The following is a 21,900-nucleotide window of genomic DNA, read 5'->3' as shown; positions in this document are numbered from 1 at the left end:
AGCATCGTACGGGGGTCTCAGCGACGTTTGGGAAGCGGCACTCGCAGCAGGTCGCGGGCCACGGTCAGCTCGCCCTCGTACCCGGCGGCCCGCGCCTGCCGCTCGAACTCCTCCGGGTCGCCGTAGCGCTGGCTGAAGTGGGTGAGCACCAGATGCCGCACGTCCGCGTCCCGCGCCGCCCGGGCTGCCTGACCAGCCGTCAGATGTCCGTGCTCGACGGCGAGTTCCTCGTCCTCGTCGAGGAACGTGGACTCGATGACGAGCAGGTCGCAGCCCTCGGCGAGCGCGTACACCCCCTCGCAGAGCCGGGTGTCCATGACGAACGCGAACCGCTGGCCGCGCCGCACCTCGCTGACGTCCTCCAGCGCGATCCCGTCGAGCGTGCCCTCGCGCTGGATGCGGCCGACGTCCGGGCCCTTGATGCCGTGCGCGGCGAGCCGGTCGGGCAGCATCCGACGGCCGTCGGGTTCGACCAGCCGGTAGCCGTACGACTCGACGGGATGCGACAGCTTCCGCGCCTCCAGTGTGTACCCGGGGGTGCGGGCGAGCGGCCCGTCGCCGCCGACCGGTTCCTCGGTGATGCCGACCGTCTCTCGGTAGGCGGTGGCGTACCGCAGCCGGTCGAAGAAGCGCTGCCCGGAGCCCGGGTAGTGGGCGGTGACGGGGTGCGGGACCCGGTCGAGGTTGATGCGCTGGATCACTCCGGCGAGGCCGAGCGAGTGGTCGCCGTGGAAGTGGGTGACGCAGATCCGGTTCAGGTCGTGCGCGGCGACCCCGGCGCGCAGCATCTGGCGCTGGGTGCCCTCGCCGGGGTCGAACAGGATGCCCTCGCCGTCCCAGCGCAGCAGGTAGCCGTTGTGGTTGCGGTGGCGGGTGGGGACCTGGCTGGCGGTGCCGAGGACCACCAGTTCGCGTACGGACAAAGGGGGCTGCCTATCCGGGCGGCCAGTGCAGACCGCGGCCGCCCAGGACGTGGGCGTGCGCGTGCCAGACGGTCTGGCCGGCGCCGCTGCCGGTGTTGAAGACGATGCGGTGGCTCTCCAGCTGCTCCTGGTCCGCGACGGCCTGCGCCTCGCGCAGCACGTCCGCCGCGACCTCGGGGACGGCCGCGGCGAGGGCCGCCGCGTCCTTGTAGTGCACCTTCGGGATCACCAGGACGTGCGTGGGGGCCTGCGGGTTGATGTCGCGGAAGGCGACGGTGGTGTCCGTCTCCCGGACGATCGTCGCCGGGGTCTGCCCTGCGACGATCTTGCAGAACAGGCAGTCGTCCTGCGGTTCCCCTGCCATGGGCCCTCCTCGCTCCGTGGTGATCACGCGTACGAGGGCATCGTAGTCGCCCGGACCGCGACGAGTGGGCGTCCCGTGACGGACAGGCGGTGCCGCAGCGGGCGGGCGGTGCCGCAGCGGTGGCCCGGGCGGGCTCGGGGACGTGCCCCGGGCCCACCCGGCACCGGTCTGCCTACTCCACCGTCGGCGGCGTCTTCGCCGGTGTCTCCTCGAGCGCGGCCAGCGCCAGCCGTACCGCCTCGTCCAGCTGGACGTCCCGGCCCGCCGCGTAGTCCTGTGGGCGCTGGACGACCTCCACGTCCGGGTCCACGCCGTGGTTCTCCACGCCCCAGCCGTAGCCCTCCAGCCAGAAGGCGTACTTGGGCTGGGTGACGAGGGTGTGGTCGACCAGCCGGTAGCGGCTGTCGATGCCGACCACACCGCCCCAGGTGCGGGTGCCGACGACCGGGCCGATGCCGAGCGCCTTGATCGCCGCGTTGACGATGTCGCCGTCGGAGCCGGAGAACTCGTTGGCGACGGCGACGACCGGGCCGCGGGGCGCGTCCTGCGGGTAGCTTTCCGGGCGCATGCCGCGCGGCAGGTCCCAGCCGACGATCCGCCGGGCCAGCTTCTCCACGACGAGCTGGGAGGTGTGGCCTCCGCGGTTCTCCCGGACGTCCACGATCAGGCCCTCGCGGATCACCTCGACCCGCAGGTCCCGGTGGATCTGGGCCCAGCCGGGAGCCTGCATGTCGGGGACGTGGATGTAGCCGAGCCGGCCGCCGGACAGCTCGTGGACATGGGCCCGCCGGTCGGCGACCCAGGCGTGGTAGCGCAGCGGTTCCTCGTCCGCGACGGGGACGACGACCGCGTGCCGCGGGTCGCCGCCGCCGGCCGGGGAGACGGTCAGCTCGACGGGCTTGCCCGCGGTGCCGACCAGCAGGGGGGCCGGTCCGGCCACCGGGTCGACCGGCTGCCCGGCCACGGCGACGATCGCGTCACCGGTACGGATCGCGACGCCGGGCGCGGCCAGCGGGGAACGGCCCTCCGGGTCGGAGGTCTCCGCGGGCAGGATGCGGTCGACGCGCCAGCTGCCGTCCTCGTGACGGGAGACGTCCGCACCGAGCAGGCCCTGCCGGGCGCCGCCGCCGAAGCCGCCACGCGGGGTGACGTAGGCGTGCGAGGTGCCGAGTTCTCCCTGGACCTCCCAGAGGAGGTCGACCAGGTCGTCGTGGGTGGCGAGCCGGTCCAGGACGGGCCGGTATCGGTCGAGGACGGCGTCCCAGTCGACGCCGTTCATGTCGGGCCGCCAGTAGTTGTCCCGCATGATGCGGCCGGCCTCGTCGAACATCTGCCGCCACTCGGCGGCCGGGTCGATGAACTGGCGGACCCGGTCGAGGTCGACGGTGATGTTGCTGTCGCTGTCGTCGTCGCCCGACGCGCGCCGGTCGCTGGGGACGACCTTGAGCCGGCTGTCGGTCCACAGCAGCACCCGCTTGCCGTCACCGCTGACCTCGAAGTGGTCGGCGTCCGAGGCCAGATGCTCGAGGCGCTGCTGGGCGAGGTCGTACCGCTCCAGCTCGGTCTTCGGGTCGGGGTCGTCGGGGGTGGCCCGGGTGGCGCCGAGCACGCCGCGCACCGGGTGGCGCAGCCACAGCACCCCGTCCTTGGCGGCGCGCAGGTTGGAGTAGCGGGCGGCCTCGACCGGGAACGGCACGATCCGGTCGGCGAGCCCCTCCAGGTCGATCCGGGTGGTGGGGGTGCCCTCGCTGTCGGGGGTCTCGTCGCGGTCCGGCGTCTCGAAGGGGCGGCCGTGCCGCTGCGGGCCGAACGGCGACGGCGTCGTCGCGGCGAGGGTGATCAGGTGCGGCCGGGCGCCCTCGACGAAGGCGAGGTCGAAGACGTACTCGTCGTAGACCGGGTCGAAGGAGCGGGTCGACAGGAACGCGAGGTGTTTGCCGTCGAGGGTGAAGGCGGGCGCGTAGTCCTGGAAGCGCAGCGGGGTCGCCTCGGTGACCTGGAGGTCGGTGGTACTGGCGAGCCTCAGCTGGCTGAGCGGGCGGGGGCCGGGGTGGGACCAGGCGAGCCAGGCGGAGTCGGGCGAGAAGGTCAGCCCGGAGACGTCGCCGTCCTCGCTGCGGTCGACCTCGCGGACCTCGCCGGTCTCCCGCTCGACGAGCAGGACGCGGCCGTCGTGCGAGGCGACCGCGGCGCGGCTGCCGTCCGGCGCCATCGCGAGCCCCAGGACCCGGCCGAGCTGTCCGGCGGCGATCCGGCGCGGGGTCGCGCCGGGGGTGAGGCCGGTGGCCGGGGCGAACTCCAGGGCGTCGTCGCCGTCGGCGTCCGTCACCCACACCACCCACTCCTCGCCGTCCGCGCGGAAGGTGCGCGGGCGCCGGGCGCGGACGCCGGGGGTGGCGGCGAGGGCGCGGGCGGGCCCCGCCCGGTGGGTGACCCAGTGGACGGTGCCGCGCACGCAGACGGCGCTGCCGCGCGCGGTGTGGTCGGGGGAGGCGGAGCCGAACCAGCGGGCGGCGTTCACCGGGAACGGCTGGAGGTCGACGCGCTGGCCGCCGAGCCGGATGTCGAGCGGGCGGGGCTCGGCGCCGTCCAGATCGTCCAGTATCCACAGCTGCCCGGCACTGGAGTAGACGACGCGGGTGCCGTCGGTGGCGGCGTGCCGGGCGTAGAACCCTCCCCCACTCTCGGCTTCGCTCGAGCGGGAGGTGCCCCCGATCGGGGTGTGCCGGCGCAGGTCGGACCCGTCGGCGAGGGAGGAGTACAGCGCGCCGGTGCCCTCGTGGTCGGAGAGGAACGCGATCCTCCCCCACGTCCTCGGCTCCGCTCGAACAGGGGGGACCCCCATGCCCACCCAGATCGGGCACTCGATGTTCCCGTCGAGGTCGGCGTGCAGGCGGACGAACTCTCCGGAGGGCGCGGTGTCTTCGGGAGCTCCGGTGGTCTCGGTGGCCTCGGTGTTTCCCGCCTCCTGCTCGATCCACAGCTTGCCCGCCGTGCCGCCCCGGTAGCGCTTCCACGAGGCGGCCTCGCGGCCCATCGTCGCGGACAGCAGGACGGTGCGCGGCCCGTGGGCGATGTCGCCGACGGGGCCGTAGGGCAGCGTGGTGGCGGGTCCTCCGTCGAGGGGGATCGCACGGGCCCAGGTGCGGCGCAGGCTGGCCTGGCCGTGGGTGCTGAGCGCCAGGACCTTCCCGTCCGGGGTCCAGCCGCGCACCTGGGTCTTCATGCTCCCCCAGTGCGTCAGGCGCCTGCCTGGGCCGCCCTCGACCGGCGCGACGTGCACCTCGGGGGCGCCGTCACGGGTGGAGGTCCAGGCGACGGTGGTGCCGTCGGGCGAGATGCGGGGCGTCGTCACCGGCACGTTGTCGGCGCTGGCCCGCCAGGCACGGCCGCCGTCGAGCGGGGCGAGCCACACGTCGTCCTCGGCGGTGAAGGCGACCAACTCGCCGTGCAGATGCGGGAACCGGAAATAGGCGGCGGAGGCAATCGATACAGGCTGTGTCACCCGATCACCCTATGCAAGCACGGTCGGCGTGGACAGGGGCTTGAATCACTTGCCCTCGACAGGGCGGCAGGAGGGGTACTGGTCGCACCACACGGTCGTCGTGACGGTGACCGTGACGGTGGGCCGCGGGCCGCGGGCCGTGGGCTCGCCCACCGCCGGCGGGCTGGTGGCGTCGCAGTCGCCCAGGCCGTCGACCCGGAACACCTGCTTGCCGTCCACCTTCGCGGTGATGTCCCCGCGCACACAGGCACCGTTGACGGCGTGGGTGATCTTCCCGGTGACGGTGATCTCCTTGCCGCCCTCGGTCTCCCCGTCGCAGTCCACGGTGGCCACGGTCCTCTCGCTCGCGCTCGCGGACCGCGACGACGCGCTCGCGTCGTTCCCGTAGGAGGCGGTGCAGCTGAGCCAGCGCACGCCGTCCTTCTGGCGGTTGAGCTCCTTCGTGACCGTCTCGTCGGTCGTGAGCGCCACCGCGGCCGAGCCGACCGAGCCCGGCTCGCACGCCACCGCCCCGCCCACGGCAACCACGGCGAACCCCACGGCCAGCACCGGCCGCCGCCACCGTGCCCCTCGCCGGGCCCTTGGCCAAGGCCTCGGCCGGAGCCCGCGCCAACTCCCTGTCAGTGCCCTCTTGGACGCCATGAACGGCAGCCTGCCACCGTCCCGGGCGTGACGGTAGGGCGCATACGGCCACCGCGCACTACCGTGGGCGGATGCGCAGCGAACGCCGGCTCAGAAAACTCGTCGTGGACGGTCCCGTCGCTGGTGGAACAGCCGTCTGTCTGTGGTCGGTGCGCCATCGGCACAGTACCGAGGGGCCCTGTCAGGAGGTGCTCGCACTGCACCGGGACGGGAGGACGACGCGCCTCGTGTTCCGGGGCGGCGAGGGACGTTTCGTCCCCGACGGCTTCCTCCACTCGGGGTGCGTGGCCGTCAGGGGCCAGGGGGCGCTGAACCTGCACGAGCCCGGTGTCGTACGGGCCTTCATCGACGAGGCGGCCAGGCACGGGCTGCTCCCCGGGGCCGAATCCGGGCCCGGGTCCGCGGAGCTCGACGGCTGGGAGCTGTTCCCCGCCGTCGCTGCCGGCCGCACGGCGGACCGCTGACCGGGACCCGGCAGGGGCCCGGACCGTCACGACCAGCGGACCGTCACGACCAGCGGCCCGTGCGGGCCAGGAGTACGGCCGTCGCCGCGGTGCCGGCGGTGGAGGTGCGCAGGACGCTGCGGCCCAGACGGTAGGGCTTGGCGCCGGCCTGCGCGAAGAGCTCCAACTCCTCCGGCGAGACGCCGCCTTCGGGACCGACGACCAACACGATGGTGCCGGAGACGGGGAGTTCGGCCCTCGCGAGGGGTTCGGTGCCGCTCTCGTGGAGGACGGCGGCGAAGTCCGCTTCGGCGAGAAGTGACGCAACCTGTCGGGTCGTGGCCGCGTCCGCGACCTCCGGGAAGCGCGTACGGCGGGACTGCTTGCCGGCCTCGCGGGCCGTCGCCCGCCATTTGCCGAGGGACTTCAGCCCGCGCTCGCCCCGCCACTGGGTGACGCAGCGCGACGCCGACCACGGCACGACCGCGTCGACGCCGACCTCGGTCATCGTCTCCACGGCCAGCTCGCCCCGGTCCCCCTTGGGCAGGGCCTGGACAACCGTGAGCCGGGGCGACTCCACGGGTTCCTCGACGACGTCGCCGAGGCACACGATCAGCCGGTCCTTGCCTTCGGTGCCGGTCACCTCGCCCTCGGCCCGGCGGCCGGCGCCGTCGGTGAGGACGACGGTCTCCCCGGCCCGCAGCCGTTTCACGGAGACGGCGTGCCGTCCCTCGGGGCCGTCGAGCACATGCCGGCCGGAGCCGTCCGTGCCGAAGTCGTCCACGACGAAGACCGGGGCGGTCATCGGGCACCTCCCGCCGACAACGCGTTCCGGGTGGCGGTGAGTTCGGCGGCCAGCACCTCCACCAGCTGCCCGGCGGGCAGCTCGCGGGCCATCCGGTGGCCCTGTCCCGCCCACAGCGCCATGCCCTGCGGGTCCCCGGCGGCGGCCGCGGCCTTGCGCAGCGGGGCGGTCAGATGGTGGACGTCCGGGTAGGCGGCGGGCGCGTACGGGCCGTGCTCGCGCAGGAAGCGGTTGACCAGTGCGCGGGCCGGGCGTCCGGAGAAGGCGCGGGTCAGTTCGGTGCGGGCGTACAGGGGGTTGGTCAGCGCCTGCTTGTGCAGGGCGTGCGCGCCGGACTCGTGGGTGGCGAGGAACGCCGTGCCGAGCTGGGCCGCCGAGGCGCCGGCCGCGAGGACGGCGGCGATCTGGCTGCCGTGCATGATGGCTCCGGCCGCGACGACCGGGATGTCCACGGCCTCCCGCACCTGGCTGATCAGGGACAGCAGTCCGAAGCCGGCGCCGTCCGCCTCAGGGTCGTCCCGGTGGGTGCCCTGATGGCCGCCGGCCTCGATGCCCTGCGCGATCACCGCATCGGCGCCCGCCTCCTGAACGGCTCGCGCCTCGTCGGGGGTGGTGGCGGTGGCCAGCGTGAACGTGCCGGCGCGGCACAGGGCGTCCAGGACGTCACGGGAGGGCACGCCGAAGTGGAACGACACCACCGGCACCGGGTTGTCGAGCAGGACGGCGAGTTTGGCGTCGTAGCCGTCGTCGCGGCCGCAGTCGGGGTCACCGAGCTCGGTGGAGTACCAGGGGGCCTCACCGGCCAGCTGGTGGGCGTAGACGCCGACGGCGGCGGGGTCGGCCGTCTCGGGCTGCGGCATGAAGACGTTGACGCCGAAGGGGAACCCGGTCAGCCCGCGCAGCTGTTTGATCTCCTGGTACATCCCGTCCGCGGTCTTGTACCCGGCGGCCAGGAACCCGAGTCCGCCCGCCTCGGACACGGCCGCGGCGAGCTGCGGCACGGCGACTCCGCCCGCCATCGGGGCCTGCACCACGGGGCGCCGGAGGAGGTCGGTGAGGGCCAAGGACATGACGGCATGTTGCCACGTCCTTCGGACATCTCCGAATTGGATCAGGACGGATCAAAGATGGATCGGAGACGGATCAGGGAGCGGGTCGGGGGCGGGCCGGGGCGGGTCGAAGAAGGGCCGGAAACGGTCCGGCCGCGGATCCGAAGCCGACCCCGCCCTTGGCGCGGCACGCTTCCGGGAGGGCACCGCGGAGACCTCGTCCGGTCCCCGCGGAAAGCACCCGTCCGGTGTCCGCCCGCCCGTACCCCTCAGCGCGTGTCAGCGCCCGTTGAAGGCGTCCTTCAGGCGGGAGAACAAGCCCTGCTGGCCCGGCTGGAACTGGCCCAACGGTCGCTCCTCGCCACGGAGCTTGGCGAGTTCGCGCAGCAGACGCTCCTGTTCGACGTCGAGCTTGCCCGGGGTCTGCACCTCGACGTGCACGATGAGGTCGCCCCGGCCGCCGCCGCGCAGATGCGTGACGCCCCGGCCGTGCAGCGGGATCGACTGGCCGGACTGGGTGCCGGGCCGGATGTCGACCTCCTCCATGCCGTCCAGCGTCTCCAGCGGCACTTTGGTGCCGAGGGCGGCCGCTGTCATCGGGAGGGTGACCGTGCAGTGCAGGTCGTCGCCGCGCCGCTGGAACATGTGGTGCGGCAGCTCGTGGATCTCGACGTACAGGTCGCCGGCGGGGCCGCCGCCGGGGCCGACCTCGCCCTCGCCGGCCAACTGGATCCGGGTGCCGTTGTCCACACCGGCCGGGATCTTCACCGTCAGGGTGCGGCGGGAGCGGATCCGTCCGTCGCCCGCGCACTCCGGGCACGGGTTCGGGACGACGGTGCCGAAGCCCTGGCACTGCGGGCAGGGGCGCGAGGTCATGACCTGGCCCAGGAAGGACCGCGTGACCTGCGAGACCTCGCCCCGGCCACGGCACATGTCACAGGTCTGCGCGGTGGTGCCGGGTGCGGCACCCTCACCGCTGCAGGTGGTGCAGACGACCGCCGTGTCGACCTGGATGTCCTTGGTCGTACCGAACGCGGCCTCGTCCAGCTCGACTTCGAGGCGGATCATCGCGTCCTGGCCGCGGCGGGTGCGCGAGCGCGGACCGCGCTGCGACGCCGTGCCGAAGAACGCGTCCATGATGTCGGAGAAGTTCCCGAAGCCGCCCGCGCCGAAGCCGCCCGCGCCACCGCCGCCGGCCTGCTGGAGCGGGTCGCCGCCGAGGTCGTATACCTGCTTCTTCTGCGGGTCCGACAACACCTCGTAGGCGGCGTTGATCTCCTTGAACCGCTCCTGCGTCTTCGGATCCGGGTTGACGTCCGGATGCAGCTCGCGGGCGAGTCGCCGGAAGGCCTTCTTGATCTCTTCCTGCGACGCGTCCCGGCGTACGCCGAGCACGGCGTAATAGTCGGTGGCCACTTACGACTCCGCCAGGATCTGTCCGACGTACCGTGCCACTGCGCGTACCGCTCCCATCGTTCCCGGGTAATCCATGCGTGTCGGTCCGACCACGCCGAGCTTGGCAACAGCCTCGCCGCCCGAACCGTAGCCCACCGACACGACGGACGTGGAGTTGAGTCCCTCGTGGGCGTTCTCATGACCGATACGGACGGTCACGCCCGGATCCTCCGCCTCGCCGAGCAGCTTGAGGAGCACGACCTGCTCCTCGAGCGCCTCCAGAACAGGCCGGATCACCAAGGGGAAGTCATGTCCGAAGCGGGTCAGATTGGCGGTGCCGCCGATCATCAACCGCTCCTCGTTCTCCTCGACCAGTGTCTCCAGGAGAGTGGAGAGCACGGTCGAGACCGTACCGCGTTCCTCGGGGTCGAATCCCTCGGGGAGGTCCTCGACGAGGGATGGTACGTCGGTGAAACGGCGGCCCGCGACACGGCTGTTGAGCCGCGCCCGCAGATCCGCCAGGGTCGCCTCGCCGACCGGCGCCGGGCAGTCGACCATGCGCTGCTCGACCCGCCCGGTGTCCGTGATCAGCACCAGCATGGCGCGCGCGGGCGCCATCGGGAGCAGCTCCACGTGCCGCACGGTCGAACGGGTCAGCGACGGGTACTGCACGACGGCGACCTGCCGGGTGAGCTGCGCGAGCAGCCGCACCGTGCGGGCGACGACGTCGTCCAGGTCGACGGAGCCCTCGAGGAAGTTCTGGATGGCGCGCCGCTCGGGCGCGGTCATCGGCTTGACGCCGGCGAGCTTGTCCACGAAGAGCCGGTAGCCCTTGTCGGTGGGGATGCGCCCGGCGCTGGTGTGCGGCTGGGCGATGAAGCCCTCGTCCTCCAGGGCCGCCATGTCGTTGCGCACGGTGGCCGGGGAGACGCCGAGGTTGTGCCGCTCGGTGAGGGCCTTGGAGCCGACGGGCTCCTCGGTACCGACATAGTCCTGGACGATGGCGCGCAGCACCTGGAGCCTGCGTTCACTGAGCATCACGCATACCTCCTCAAACCGTCCGCCCGGTACCTTCCCTGGCACTCTTCGCACGCGAGTGCCAGTCTCCCCGCTCAGTGTACGGCCGGGGGGTACTCCCCGGGCAAGGCCGGTCCCGCACCGTCGCGCGACGAAAGCCGTAGGCCGTTAGCGTCGCGGTATGACGGTGGCTTGGGAAGAGTCGGGATGGGAACGGCTGGCGCCGGGAGTGGGGCGGTGCCGGCTTCCGGTGTGGGACTGCACGGCGGGGCTCGTGGTAGGTACCGGCGCGGTGCTGCTCGTGGACGCCGGTTCGTCCCTGCGTGAGGGCGCGCGGTTGCGGGCCGAGGCGCAGGCGCTCGCCGGGCGGCGTGTGACGCATCTCGCGCTCACCCATCCCCACTTCGACCATGTGCTGGGGGCGGCGGTGTTCGCGGGTGCGGAGGTGTTCGGCGCGGTGGGCCTGGACACGGTGCTGGCGCGGGGGCGCGAGGAACTGCGCGCGGACGCGGAGCGCCACGGTCTGGACGCGCGGGCGGCCCGGGAGGCGGTGGACGCGCTGGTCCGCCCCCGGCACACGGTGTCCGGCGAGTGGACGCTCGATCTGGGCGGCGGACGGCGGGCGCTCCTCGCGAACGTGGGCCCGGGGCACACGGCGCACGATCTCGCGGTGCTGGTACCCGGCGACCCGGAGGTGGTGTTCTGCGGCGATCTGGTGGAGGAGTCCGGCGAGCCGCAGGCCGGTCCCGACGCCGTGCCGTCGCAGTGGCCGGGTGCCCTGGACCGGCTGCTGGCCCTGGGCGGCGAGGACGCGGTGTACGTTCCCGGCCACGGCGCGGCGGTGGACGCGGCGTTCGTACGGGCCCAGCGCGACGCCCTCGCGGCTCGTGGCGGCGTGTCGGGCTGAGTCTTCGGCCGAACGGGGACCTGCTTCTCCTATGGTCATCAGAATGCGCCAGTATTCTCCTGACCTGACCCCTGGGTGGAAGAAGTCCCGGCCCGTCCCCGAGGTGCCGGCCGAGCCCGGTCTGGTCGTGGAGGAGCCCGGCAGCGGATTCTGCGGTGCGGTGATCCGCTGCGAGGCGGGCACGGTGACCCTGGAGGACCGCTTCGGCAAGCACCGCGTGTTCCCGCTGGAGCCGCGCGGCTTCCTGCTGGAGGGGCGCGTGGTGACACTGGTGCGGCCCGCCTCCGGCCCGCCCCGGCCGACCCGTACGGCGTCCGGTTCGGTGGCCGTCCCGGGCGCACGCGCGCGCGTGGCGCGTGCCGGACGCATCTACGTCGAGGGCCGGCACGACGCCGAACTGGTCGAGAAGGTGTGGGGCGACGACCTGCGCATCGAGGGCGTGGTCGTGGAGTACCTGGAGGGCGTCGACGACCTCCCGGCGATCGTCGAGGAGTTCGGTCCGGGCCCGGACGCACGGCTGGGGGTCCTGGTGGACCACTTGGTGCCGGGTTCGAAGGAGTCGCGGATCGCCGAGGCGGTCACCAGTGAGCACGCCCTGGTCGTCGGCCACCCCTACATCGACGTCTGGGAGGGGGTGAAGCCGTCGTCCCTGGGCATCGAGGCGTGGCCACGCGTCCCGCGCGGCCAGGACTGGAAGACGGGGGTGTGCCGGGCCCTGGGGTGGCCGGAGAACACGGGGGCCGCCTGGCAGCACATTCTGGGGCGGGTGCGGTCCTACAAGGATCTGAAGCCGGCGCTCCTGGGCAGGGTCGAGGAGTTGATCGACTTCGTCACGGAAAGCGGTGGGGCCTGACGCCCGGGAAGGTGCCGAATTCACTGGTGTCCAGGCCGACGCCCAGCATGTCGAGCGGCAGTCGATCACCGAAGTCCAGCTTCATCTGTGCCTTGTAGTCGGCTGCGTCCCCCTCTCCGACGGGCATCGTGAGCAGGACGCAGTGCTCCATGATCGGGTCGATGATGAGGTACGCGGGAACTTTGCCGGCGGCGTAGATCGACCGCTTGACGAGGTAATCCCGCACCACACTGGTCTTGGAGACGACCTCCACCACCAGCGTGATCAGCTCGGACGGCAGCAGACGCCCCGCCTCGGGCGTGGCATCACGCTTGAGAACCACCAGATCCGGTACGGGCTCGCTGGCCTCGTCGACGATGTCGACGTCCTGGGTTTGAAGGCGGGCCCACTGCTTGCGCGGGATCTGGTCCAGGACATCTTCCACGATCATGTTGTGCACAAGATCGGGACCGGCCATCATCACGATTTCCCCCCGGAGAAGCTCGGCCCTGACCCCCTCAGGAGGCTCGAACTCCTCGAAGAACCTGGTCATCCCACGCTCGTCCACAGCGGTCATCTCCGTGGCCCTCCACATCCGCCGCGTCCTTTTAGCGGCAGCCTACGAACCAGGTTAGGGACCGAACCCGCGTTCCGTGGTGATTCACTCCGCCGAGTGATCAATCCACCAGGTCCCGGACCACCCCATCCGCCAGCAACCGCCCCCGCAGCGTCAGCGCGGCTCGCCCCTCGTCGTACGGGCCCTGCTGGAGCAGACCGTCGGTGAGGGCCCTGTCGGCGGCCCGAAGCCCCTCCGCGCGGAGGAGGGACAGCGGGACGCCCTCCTTGAGGCGCAGTTCCAGCAGGATGCGCTCCACCCGGCGGTCCTCCTCGGAGAGGATCTCGCGCCCGGCACCCGGTGAGCGGCCCTCGGCCAGGGCGGCCGCGTACGCGCCGGGGTGCTTCACGTTCCACCAGCGCACCCCGCCCACGTGCGAGTGCGCCCCGGGGCCTGCGCCCCACCAGTCGGCGCCGCGCCAGTACAGCTCGTTGTGCAGGCAGCGGCCCGCGTCCGAGGTGGCCCAGTTCGACACCTCGTACCAGTCGAATCCGGCCGCCGACAGGGTCTCCTCGGCGATCAGGTACCGGTCGGCGTGGACGTCGTCGTCGGTCATCGGGACCTCGCCGCGCCGGATGCGGCGGGCGAGCTGGGTGCCCTCCTCGACGATCAGGGCGTAGGCCGAGATGTGGTCGGGGCCCGCGCCGAGGGCCGCGTCCAGCGAGGCCCGCCAGTCGTCGTCGGACTCGCCGGGGGTGCCGTAGATCAGGTCGAGGTTGACGTGCTCGAAGCCCGCCGCGCGCGCCTCGGCGACACACGCTTCCGGGCGGCCGGGGGTGTGCGTGCGGTCGAGAATCTTCAGTACGTGCTGCCGGGCGCTCTGCATGCCGAAGGAGATCCGGTTGAAGCCGCCCTCGCGCAGGGTGGCCAGATAGGCGGGGTCGACCGACTCCGGGTTCGCCTCCGTGGTGACCTCGGCGTCCGCCGCGAGCCCGAACTCGTCGCGGATCGCGGCCAGCATCCGTACGAGGTCGTCGGCGGCCAGCAGGGTGGGCGTGCCGCCCCCGACGAAGACCGTGCGGACCTCGCGCGGGTCGTCGCCGAGCACCTTGCGGGCCAGGCGGACCTCGTCGGTCAGCGTGTCGGCGTAGTTGTCGCGGGACGCCAGGACTCCCCCGCTGCCGCGCAGCTCGGTGGCGGTGTAGGTGTTGAAGTCGCAGTAGCCGCAGCGGGTCGCGCAGTACGGCACGTGCAGGTAGAACCCGAGGGGGCGGTCGGCGGCCCCGGCGAGCGCGAACGCGGGGAGCGCGCCGTCGGCGGGGACGGGCTCGCCGTCGGGGAGTGCGGAAGGCATGTGCTCCATTGTCCCGCACCGGCCCTGGTCCTTTCCCGCGCCTCCTTTCCGCGTCTCCTTTCCGCGTCGCGGATGTCAGTCCGCCTGGAGCACGAGCAGGGCGAGATCGTCGGCCGGCGGCCGCGCGCCGAACTCGTGGACGAGCCGGTGGATGCGTTCCGCTGTCAGCTCGGCGTCCAGTCCCACGCACCCGGCCAGCGCCGTGGCGAGCCCGTCCCCGTCGTCGAACTGGCGGGAGCCGGAGCGCCGCTCGGTGACGCCGTCGGTCACGCAGAGCAGTGTGTCGCCGGAGCGCACCTCGAAGGTCTCACTGGTGTAGGTGGAGTCCTCGACGACCCCGAGCAGTGTCTGCGGCTGGGCGACGGTACGGACCGTCCCGTCGGGCGAGAGCAGCAGCGGCAGGGGGTGCCCGGCGGAGCCGAGGGTGACACGGGCACGGACACGGCCTCCGCCGGCATCGGCACCGTCGCCGTCTTCGTTGCCGTCTTCGCCTTCGCCTTCGACGAGGGTGAGCTCGCCGTAGAGGAGGGACAGGAAGCGGGTCTGGGGTCCGTCCCCGGGTGCGGTCGGACGGGCGCCGGCGGCGACGAGAGCACGGGCGGCGGCGTCGGCGGCTTCCGTGGCGTCGTCCAGGAGCAGCTGGTTGACGCGGTCGAGGACGTCGGCGACGCGGTAGCCCTCGCGGGCGAGCAGCCGCAGCCAGGGGCGGGCCAGCCCGATGACGACGGCGGCCTCGGGGCCCTTGCCCTGGACGTCGCCGATGGCGAAGCACCAGCGGCCCTCACCGGCCTGGAACAGGTCGTAGAAGTCGCCGCTCGGTCCCCCCTTGTCGAGGGGCTCGTGGACGAACGCGGAGCGCAGGCCGGGGATCTCGGCGACGGCGCCGGGCAGCAGCCCACGCTGGAGCACGGCGGAGATGGTGGCCTGCCGCGCGTACTGCCGGGCGGCGCCGATGGCGAGCGCCACGCGCCGCCCGAGATCCTCCACCAGCCCGGTGACCTCGTCCGGGAACCGCCCGATCCCGGCCCGCCCGATCACCAGCGTCCCCAGCGGCCGCCCGCCGGCGACGAGGCGGTAGGCGAGGGCGGTGCCGGGGGTGGCCACGGAGACGCCGTAGTCGTACGGCGGGATGTCGTACGGCACCTCCGGCATGCTGAAAGGGACCTCCGGCAGGTCGAACGGCGCCTCCGGCAGGCCGAAGTCCTCCGGCAGGCGGCCGAGTCCGGCCTGCGGCGGGTCGAGCGCCTTCTCGGGCCAGGGGTAGCCGAGCGGGCCGGGGCACAACGGATCGGAGAGAGGCGGCGGATTCTGCTCGAGCGCCCTGCTCAGTTCCTCGACGCGGCTCTCGTCCGCGTGCCAGACCCGGGCGAGGCGTGGCCCGCCGGCCCGTGCCCCGTCGCTCCAGTCGCCATGGCCGGTGGTCTCGTCCTCCAGCCACACCGCGCACCAGTCGGCCAGCCGCGGCACGATCAACTGGCCGGTGAGCGCGGCGACGAGATCCTCGTCGAGCTGCCCGGCGAGCAGGTCGGACGCCTCGGCCAGGAACGACAGCGCCCCGCGCCCCAGCCAGGCCCCGTCCCGCCGGTACGGCCGGGACGCACGCCACGCCTCCCCATCGGCCCCGCCCCGCGCAACGGGGACCCCGGCCCCGCGCGGTAGCTCCGGCTCCGGCTCCCCCTCGTACGCGTACGCGTACGCCTCGATCCAGTCGTCCGTACCTGCCGAGTCGTCGATGCCGTCCGAGCCGCCCACGTCGTCCGTGCCGTCCACCGCGAGGCCCTGGGCCGGGATACGGGCCCAGACCGACTTCGTGTGCGTGCCGGGCCGGTAGGTGATCCCCCAGGCCTCGGAGAGCGCGGCCACGAGCCGCAGACCGCGCCCGTGGTCGGGGCTCTCGGTGTCCTCGCCGGACGGCGCGTCCGGCTCGCTGTCGCGTGGGGAGCGGGAGGGGTGGCGGTCGGCGACCTCGATGAGGAGCGCGCCGGTCTCCGCCTCGAGCCGGCAGCTCAGCCGTACCTCGGTCCCGGCGTGCACGACGGCGTTGGTGACCAGTTCGCTGGCGATGAGCGTGGCGTCGTCGCCGGCCCGGGTGGTGAGGTGCTCGGCACCGGGCAGTGCGCGTTCCGTCCACTCGGCGAGCGCCGCCCGCACCAGGGCCCGCGCGGACCCCGGGGCGAGGGGGCCGCCGGTCAGGGTCGCGTCCGCCCGCGCACACGCCCGAGCGGACGCCTCGGAGGAGGCACGCGAGGTCTCCCGTTGCGTCGGAATGGCCCCCATGGGCAGCTCCCGGACTGTTCGTACGAATACACCTCGATCAATACCGTCAGGGTGACAGACCGACCCTACCCATACGCAACGAGTTACCGAAGTGGACCACCGGGAGCGGGAACAGCGCCCCACACCCGGTCAAGAATTGGCCGAAAATCGATCATTTTCGAGCAATCGCGGAGGAGTGCTCACATGCGCTGGACGTAGGGGGCCCGCCACGCGGGCGAAGGGTCCGCGCCGAGCTCCGCCCAGTATTCGCGGCCGCCGATGATCAGGTCGTTGCGAACGGTCCAGAAGGACGCCACCCGGTGAACGCCCATCGTGGCATGCGGGACCTCGACCTCGGAGACCACTTCGTCCCCGGACGACACGATGCGGAGCACGTCGATCGACCATCCCTCCGGGTACTCCGCGTTGACGCGCACATAGTTGTCCCGGCCGAGGATGCGTTCACCGCTGACCGGCCACTCCACGACGACATCGGCCGCCATCAGCTTGCCGACGCCTGTCCAGTCCCGGTCCTGCATGCGGTCCCAGAGCATCCGGACAATGGTTGCGGATTCCATGACCGCATCCTGCACCGCACCACTGACGGAAGGGGCGGGTTCCCGCCCGGCCGGGCGCGGCGCGGACGTGCGCACCACGCGCCTCATGTGTCCGCGCCTCGACGGCCGGCAGGACTTCGGCGACGCGCAAGGGCAGCACTCCGTTCTCGGCCCGACGGCGAAGAGCGCCCAGTGTGTCGGTATCGGTCCGGGAATCAACTCCCTTGCACGAGCGGCCGTCTCCGAGCCACACTCGACCACGTGGCCGGCTCCGGATCCGCGCACCGGGTCGGGGCCACGTGCGGAGGCGTCAGCGACGAGATCCAGCCCGTCCGCCACGGCCGGCTCGACCACGTATCCGCCGACGGCGCCGACCGCGCCGGTCACCGGTCGATTCCGTACCGGGCCTCAGCGGGCCTCAGCGGAAGGGGCGGGGCCACGCCCCGGTAATTCGATGGCGCGCGCGAGACAGCGCACCCACCCTGTTCCCGTGACAGAACCCACCTACCGGATCCGCGCCCTGCACACGGACTCCACGGTCACCGTCTACCAGGCGTACCCGCCGGAGATCGGCCTGCCGGCGGCCGGGGAAGGCCGTTTCCCCCCGGTGTGGCAACGCGACCGGATGACATGGATCAAGCCCTCGTTCCTGTGGATGATGTACCGCTGCGGATGGGGCGCCAAGGAGGGCCAAGAGACCGTCCTCGCCGTCGAGATCACCCGTGAAGGCTTCGAGTGGGCCCTGGCACACGCCTGCCTGTCCCACTACGAGCACGGGCTCCACGCCGACCGCGCCACATGGAGGCGCCAGTTGAAACGGGCTCCGAGCCGAGTGCAATGGGACCCCGAACGCGACCTGCTCCTCCGGCCGCTCCCCCACCGGTCGCTCCAACTCGGCCTCGCCGGCGAAGCCGTACGTCTCTACGCCGACGAGTGGATCGTCCGCATCACCGACGTCACGCCACTCGCCCACACGATCCACGAGCATGTACGGGACGGAGACCTGGATGCCGCACAGCGGCTCCTGCCCCACGAGCACCCCTACCCCACGCAGGACGGAAGCCTGGCTCACCTGCACCGATGAGCCGGCCTGTGAGGACAAGTACCGGTCCGAGACGACTTTCCGGACCAAGGGCCCCTCATTTCCCGGGACAGGCAGGTGGACGATCAGGGGTGCACCTGCTGCAGCGGAGGGCCGGGGAGTTCGGCCCAGACGGTCTTGCCCGAGGGAGGCCGGGGTGCAACGCCCCAACCGGAGGCGAGCGCACTCACGAGAAGCAGTCCGCGCCCCTGCTCGCCGAGCGAGCGGGGCTCCGCGACCGGGGCGGGCAGCCGCTCTCCCCGGCAGTCGGCGACCTCGATCCGGAGGATGCCGGAACGCCCCTCCGGACAACCGATGAGGGTCATCGTGAGCAGGAAGTTCCGTCCGGGCAGGTGACCGTGCGTGGCCGCGTTCGCGGCGAGTTCACCCACCACCAGTTCGGCGGCCTCCAGGCACTCGCTGTCCCTGGCCCACCCCCAGGCCGCCAACTGCTGGGCCGCGAGCAGGCGCGCGAGACGTGCTCCACGTCGTGTCGAACTGAACCGTTGCCTGAAGGGCTCGGGAGATGGGGCACGGGGGGGACACCCGGGAATGGTCACGGATTTCGCATTTCATGTGACAGAGCGTGTCTGGATGGCCGTACGCTGACCAGAGGAACCGTTGGTACGGCACGCGCCTGTACCGCCGTTGACGGTTGCGTGTCCGTGCCGACGGGAGTAACTGGGCGGCAGGCAGGCGGGTTGGGGGATGTGTGATGGCATCAGGACCCCGTCAGAGCGATACCGAAGGCCGCCCCGAGCCCTCGGAGGACACGGACGGTCTCGTCGACCTGAACCGGGCTGTGGGCAGACAGGTCAAGCTGCTTCGGGAACGGGCCGGCATGACCCAGAAGGAACTGGGTGACCGGCTGGGGTACGGCGAGGACCTCGTCTCGTCCCTGGAACGGGGCCGCAGAACACCACAGCCGGAATTCCTCGACGCGGCGGACGACCTGCTCGACGCCGGAGGGCTGCTGAAGGCGACGAAGGAGGACGTGGCGCGGGCGAAGGCCCGCGCACGGGTCCGCCACCCGGCATGGTTCCGGGACTATGCGCGACTGGAGGCGGATGCGGTCGAGATCAACTTCTACAACAACCACGACATCCCCGGACTGTTCCAGACCGAGGGACGCACCCGCGCCTTGTACGAGATGCGCAAACCCCTGCTCGACGAAGAGATGATCGAACAACGCGTGGCCTCACGCATGGACCGCCAGGAAATCCTGACCCGACGTCCCCTTCCCATACTGACCGTGGTGATCGAAGAGGTGGTACTTCGTCGACCGCTGGGAGGGCGCGAGGTCCACAAGAAGCAGTTGGGCCTACTGCTCGAACTCGGACGGCTGCGTACCGTCGAGTTGCAGGTCATGCCCACGCACCGGACCGAACACTCGGGCATGGGAGGCTCGTTCACCCTGCTGATGCCGAGGGGAAAGCCGCAGGTGGCGTATACGGAAGTACAGACCTCCGCACGGCTGGCCACAGACCTGGACGAGGTCCGTATCCTGGCCGCACGCTACGGCAGCATCAGGGCCCAGGCGCTCACTCCGCGAGAGTCTCTTGACCCTGATCGAGAGGATGCGGACGGAAGATGAGCACTGAGAGCCGTCGACGGCTTGTCTGGCACAAGAGCAGCTATAGCGGCAACGAAGGCGGCGAGTGTGTCGAAATAGCCGTCGCCCCGGGAACCGTCCACGTCCGCGACTCCAAGGACGTGGATCGACCACACCTCTCCGTCCATACGGTCGGCTGGGCCGCGTTCGTGAACTTCGCAACGGACCGCTGAGCCCTCCAAGGCGTGTCCGGGAAAGCGTGAGCACTTCGGCCGTCCCTGCCCACACGCCGCTCGTTCGAGTACTCAAGTGTCATGTGGCTGCTGGCTGCTGGCTGCTGGCTGCTAGCAGCTAGTGCCGCATCAGGCAACGTTCGCCTCGCACTTGGGGACGTTGTTCACGCCGTGGGCCTGTCGGTGTCTGCCAGAATCGGCGGATGTTGAGCATCGGAACGATCGTGATGGGGGCCGCTGATGTGCGGCGGGCCGCAGAGTTCTGGAGTCGGGCACTGGGCTACGTCCCTCGCGATGGTGAGGTGAAGGACGACTGGGCGGTGCTGGTGCCGGCCGACGGCTCCGGTGCCGCGCTGGCCCTCGACCTCAGTACGACGCCCCTGCAGGAACACCCGAGAATCCACCTCGACCTCTATGCAGGCGACGCCGCCGATCAGGAGGCCGAAGTGGCGCGACTGATTTCCCTGGGTGCTGAACGCGTCGACTGGGACTTCTATCCGGACGACGCCGACTTCGTCGTGCTCGCCGATCCCGAGGGCAACCGCTTCTGCGTCATCGACACGAGTCACAGCTGACGGACACGGGGGCTCGGATGGCGGAACGCGTACGGGTGCGGGAGATCGACGGCGACGAAGGGCGGCGGCTAGCTGCGGATCATCCGCCGCGGAACCGGGTCGGTGGTGACCTGGCGGCGTGCCCAGATGGTCCTGCTGTCCGCCCAGGGCATGCCGGTGGCGAAGATCGCCGAAGTGACGTTCACCAGCGCGGACCGGGTCCGGGATGTGATCCACAACTTCAACACCGACGGCTTCGACTCCCTGTATCCGAAGTACAGGGGCGGCCGACCCAAGACCTTCACCCTGCCCGAGCGGCGCGAGATCAAGAAGATCGCGAAGTCCAAGCCGGCCGAACATGACCTGCCCTTTTCGACCTGGAGCCTGACCAAGCTGGCGGACTTCCTGGTCGCCGAGGGGGTGGTCGACGACATCAGCCACGAGGGCCTGCGCATCCTGCTCCGCGAGGAAGGCGTCTCCTTTCAACGCCTGAAGACCTGGAAGACCTCACGCGATCCGGACTACGCGGCCAAGAAGGCCCGGGTCGAACATCTCTACGCGATCGCCGACGGCGAGGTCATAGCTGAGGAGGACGAGCCCGAAGTCATCTTCTGCATGGACGAGTTCGGGCCGCTCAACCTGATGCCTCACCCGGGCCGGCAGTGGGCCGAACGCGGGGGCAAGCACAAGGACCCCGACCGCGAACCCCGCCGCAGGCGGCGGGCGACCTACAACCGCTACGGCGGAGTACGGCACCTGTTCGCCGCACTGGACCTGGCCAAGGACAAGCTCTACGGCCACATCAAGCCGGTCAAGAAGCGCACCCAGTTCCTGGAGTTCTGCCGGTACCTGCGCAGTCTCTATCCGCCCGAAGTCCGTATCGCGATCGTCTGTGACAACTTCTCCCCGCACCTGACCACGAAGAAGTGCCAGCGGGTCGGCACCTGGGCCGCGGCGAACAACGTCGAGATCGCCTACACCCCGACCAACAGCTCCTGACTCAATCGCATTGAAGCCCAGTTCACCGCCCTGCGCTACTTCACTCTCGACGGTACCGACCACGCCACCCACAGGGAGTAGGGCAGCATGATCCGCCGCTACATCATCTGGCGAAACCGTCACGTCGACGACCGGCGCCTACGCTCCGTCGTCGACAGGGCCAACGTCGCCTGACCGTGCAGGAAGGCAGAGAAGATGACCACACAGACCGACCGTGTCGACCACGAGCTGATCCGGGCAGCGGCGCACGTCGCGGCCACACGCTGCCGGGGCGACAACCACACCATGGCGGCTGCGGCCCGCGCCCGAGACGGCCGGATCGTCACCGCGGTGAACGCCTATCACTTCACCGGAGGCCCCTGCGCGGAGCTGGTCCTGATCGGCACCGCTGCCGCCCAGGGCGCCTATGACCTGGACACCATCGTCGCCGTGGGTGACCGCGACCGAGGCGTCGTGCCCCCATGTGGCCGCTGCCGTCAGGTCCTTCTTGACTACTTTCCAGCCCTCAAGGTCATCGTCGGGACAAACGACGGCCTCCGGATGGTGCCCGTCACCGACCTGCTTCCCGAAAGCTATATCTGGGCGGACCACCAGCTCGACGCTGAGGCGAGCGCACCACTCAGCACGAGCTGACGCCCCAGGCGGTTGCAGGGCAAACGTTGCCTGCTACGGCACTAGCAGCTAGCAGCTCACGCTTTTCCGTAGGGCCTTCGCTTCCGGCTTCGCGGTTCCGGGAGCGCGAGTTCCGGACCGGAAGGGGGGGGGGGGGGGGCCCCCGCCGGCGGGCCCCCCCCCCCCCCGCGGGGGGCCCCCCCCCGGGGGGGGCGGGGGGGCCCCCCCCCCGGCGCCCCCCCCCCGCCCCCCCCCGCGGGAGCG

General features: G+C 71.6%; 21 protein-coding genes and 1 pseudogene. 9 read left to right on the top strand and 13 right to left on the bottom strand.

Features of this window, described 5'->3' with window-relative positions; genetic code table 11:
- Positions 1–17: 17 nt before the first annotated feature.
- From ACFYQA_RS18345 to ACFYQA_RS18330, 4 genes are all read right to left on the bottom strand, one after another.
- Positions 18–923 carry a ribonuclease Z gene (locus ACFYQA_RS18345; RefSeq protein ID WP_386401555.1) on the bottom strand — a complete coding sequence of 302 codons (906 nt, stop codon included), beginning with the start codon at positions 921–923 and terminating at the stop codon, positions 18–20.
- A gap of 10 nt (positions 924–933) precedes the next feature.
- Positions 934–1,287, bottom strand: a complete 354-nt coding sequence (locus ACFYQA_RS18340; protein ID WP_388918487.1) for an HIT domain-containing protein — start codon at positions 1,285–1,287, stop codon at positions 934–936.
- Positions 1,288–1,459: 172 nt separating this feature from the next.
- Complete coding sequence (locus ACFYQA_RS18335; RefSeq protein ID WP_388918484.1) at positions 1,460–4,792, bottom strand: S41 family peptidase; 3,333 nt, start codon at positions 4,790–4,792, stop codon at positions 1,460–1,462.
- Positions 4,793–4,837: 45 nt separating this feature from the next.
- Positions 4,838–5,341 (bottom strand): hypothetical protein, encoded by a 504-nt coding sequence (locus ACFYQA_RS18330; RefSeq protein WP_388918481.1) that lies wholly within the window; start codon positions 5,339–5,341, stop codon positions 4,838–4,840.
- A gap of 164 nt (positions 5,342–5,505) precedes the next feature.
- Here ACFYQA_RS18330 and ACFYQA_RS18325 point away from each other — a divergent pair, with 164 nt between their 5' ends.
- Positions 5,506–5,898: a hypothetical protein gene (locus ACFYQA_RS18325; RefSeq protein ID WP_388918478.1), complete on the top strand. Its 393-nt coding sequence runs from the start codon at positions 5,506–5,508 to the stop codon at positions 5,896–5,898.
- Between the two features lie 43 nt (positions 5,899–5,941).
- Here ACFYQA_RS18325 and ACFYQA_RS18320 read toward each other — a convergent pair whose 3' ends face one another.
- The 4 genes from ACFYQA_RS18320 to hrcA form a co-directional block, all read right to left on the bottom strand.
- Positions 5,942–6,682 carry a 16S rRNA (uracil(1498)-N(3))-methyltransferase gene (locus ACFYQA_RS18320; protein ID WP_388918475.1) on the bottom strand — a complete coding sequence of 247 codons (741 nt, stop codon included), beginning with the start codon at positions 6,680–6,682 and terminating at the stop codon, positions 5,942–5,944.
- A complete protein-coding gene (locus ACFYQA_RS18315) occupies positions 6,679–7,752 on the bottom strand; it encodes a nitronate monooxygenase (RefSeq protein WP_388918472.1) in 1,074 nt (357 codons plus the stop codon). The genes ACFYQA_RS18320 and ACFYQA_RS18315 overlap by 4 nt, the downstream gene beginning before the upstream one ends.
- A gap of 258 nt (positions 7,753–8,010) precedes the next feature.
- A complete protein-coding gene (gene dnaJ / locus ACFYQA_RS18310) occupies positions 8,011–9,147 on the bottom strand; it encodes a molecular chaperone DnaJ (RefSeq protein ID WP_332427526.1) in 1,137 nt (378 codons plus the stop codon).
- Positions 9,148–10,164, bottom strand: a complete 1,017-nt coding sequence (hrcA, locus tag ACFYQA_RS18305) for a heat-inducible transcriptional repressor HrcA (RefSeq protein ID WP_388918721.1) — start codon at positions 10,162–10,164, stop codon at positions 9,148–9,150.
- Between the two features lie 160 nt (positions 10,165–10,324).
- Between hrcA and ACFYQA_RS18300 the strand changes: the two genes are divergently transcribed.
- Both ACFYQA_RS18300 and ACFYQA_RS18295 read left to right on the top strand, forming a co-directional pair.
- Positions 10,325–11,050 (top strand): MBL fold metallo-hydrolase, encoded by a 726-nt coding sequence (locus ACFYQA_RS18300; RefSeq protein ID WP_388918468.1) that lies wholly within the window; start codon positions 10,325–10,327, stop codon positions 11,048–11,050.
- Positions 11,051–11,093: 43 nt separating this feature from the next.
- Entirely contained in the window at positions 11,094–11,903 is an 810-nt protein-coding gene (locus ACFYQA_RS18295; protein WP_388918466.1) for a DUF3097 domain-containing protein, read from the top strand.
- On the opposite strand, the gene ACFYQA_RS18290 is transcribed toward ACFYQA_RS18295, so the two are convergent.
- The 4 genes from ACFYQA_RS18290 to ACFYQA_RS18275 form a co-directional block, all read right to left on the bottom strand.
- A complete protein-coding gene (locus ACFYQA_RS18290) occupies positions 11,881–12,459 on the bottom strand; it encodes a Uma2 family endonuclease (RefSeq protein WP_388918463.1) in 579 nt (192 codons plus the stop codon). The two genes, ACFYQA_RS18295 and ACFYQA_RS18290, sit on opposite strands and share 23 nt — an antisense overlap.
- Before the next feature lie 100 nt (positions 12,460–12,559).
- A complete protein-coding gene (gene hemW / locus ACFYQA_RS18285; RefSeq protein WP_388918460.1) occupies positions 12,560–13,792 on the bottom strand; it encodes a radical SAM family heme chaperone HemW in 1,233 nt (410 codons plus the stop codon).
- 75 nt (positions 13,793–13,867) lie between these two features.
- The gene (locus ACFYQA_RS18280; protein ID WP_388918457.1) at positions 13,868–16,069 is read right to left on the bottom strand and encodes a SpoIIE family protein phosphatase; all 2,202 of its coding nucleotides are present in this window, start codon (positions 16,067–16,069) and stop codon (positions 13,868–13,870) included.
- A 179-nt stretch (positions 16,070–16,248) separates the two neighbouring features.
- A complete protein-coding gene (locus ACFYQA_RS18275) occupies positions 16,249–16,626 on the bottom strand; it encodes a nuclear transport factor 2 family protein (protein WP_388918454.1) in 378 nt (125 codons plus the stop codon).
- Between the two features lie 433 nt (positions 16,627–17,059).
- Here ACFYQA_RS18275 and ACFYQA_RS18270 point away from each other — a divergent pair, with 433 nt between their 5' ends.
- On the top strand, positions 17,060–17,689 hold the full coding sequence (locus tag ACFYQA_RS18270) for a DUF4291 domain-containing protein (RefSeq protein WP_388918451.1): 630 nt from the start codon (positions 17,060–17,062) through the stop codon (positions 17,687–17,689).
- Between the two features lie 83 nt (positions 17,690–17,772).
- Here ACFYQA_RS18270 and ACFYQA_RS18265 read toward each other — a convergent pair whose 3' ends face one another.
- Positions 17,773–18,246, bottom strand: a complete 474-nt coding sequence (locus tag ACFYQA_RS18265; protein WP_388918448.1) for an ATP-binding protein — start codon at positions 18,244–18,246, stop codon at positions 17,773–17,775.
- Positions 18,247–18,401: 155 nt separating this feature from the next.
- On the opposite strand from ACFYQA_RS18265, the gene ACFYQA_RS18260 reads away from it, so the two are divergent.
- The 5 genes and pseudogenes from ACFYQA_RS18260 to ACFYQA_RS18240 all read left to right on the top strand — a co-directional run bounded on the left by ACFYQA_RS18260 (position 18,402) and on the right by ACFYQA_RS18240 (position 21,657).
- Complete coding sequence (locus ACFYQA_RS18260; protein WP_388918446.1) at positions 18,402–19,280, top strand: Scr1 family TA system antitoxin-like transcriptional regulator; 879 nt, start codon at positions 18,402–18,404, stop codon at positions 19,278–19,280.
- Positions 19,277–19,471 carry a DUF397 domain-containing protein gene (locus ACFYQA_RS18255; RefSeq protein WP_079034551.1) on the top strand — a complete coding sequence of 65 codons (195 nt, stop codon included), beginning with the start codon at positions 19,277–19,279 and terminating at the stop codon, positions 19,469–19,471. Before ACFYQA_RS18260 ends, ACFYQA_RS18255 begins: the two co-directional genes overlap by 4 nt.
- A 203-nt stretch (positions 19,472–19,674) precedes the next feature.
- Entirely contained in the window at positions 19,675–20,046 is a 372-nt protein-coding gene (locus tag ACFYQA_RS18250; RefSeq protein ID WP_388918443.1) for a VOC family protein, read from the top strand.
- Between the two features lie 17 nt (positions 20,047–20,063).
- Positions 20,064–21,198: pseudogene (locus ACFYQA_RS18245) on the top strand (IS630 family transposase).
- Between the two features lie 21 nt (positions 21,199–21,219).
- Positions 21,220–21,657, top strand: coding sequence for a cytidine deaminase (locus tag ACFYQA_RS18240; RefSeq protein ID WP_376545219.1), 438 nt, complete (start codon positions 21,220–21,222; stop codon positions 21,655–21,657).
- Positions 21,658–21,900: the final 243 nt, after the last annotated feature.

It is taken from the genome of Streptomyces sp. NPDC005774 (genome assembly GCF_042871645.1).
Classification (GTDB): domain Bacteria; phylum Actinomycetota; class Actinomycetes; order Streptomycetales; family Streptomycetaceae; genus Streptomyces; species Streptomyces pratens.
The sequence above is the reverse complement of the archived record's forward strand: the minus strand, read 5'-3'. Positions and strand labels throughout refer to the sequence as shown.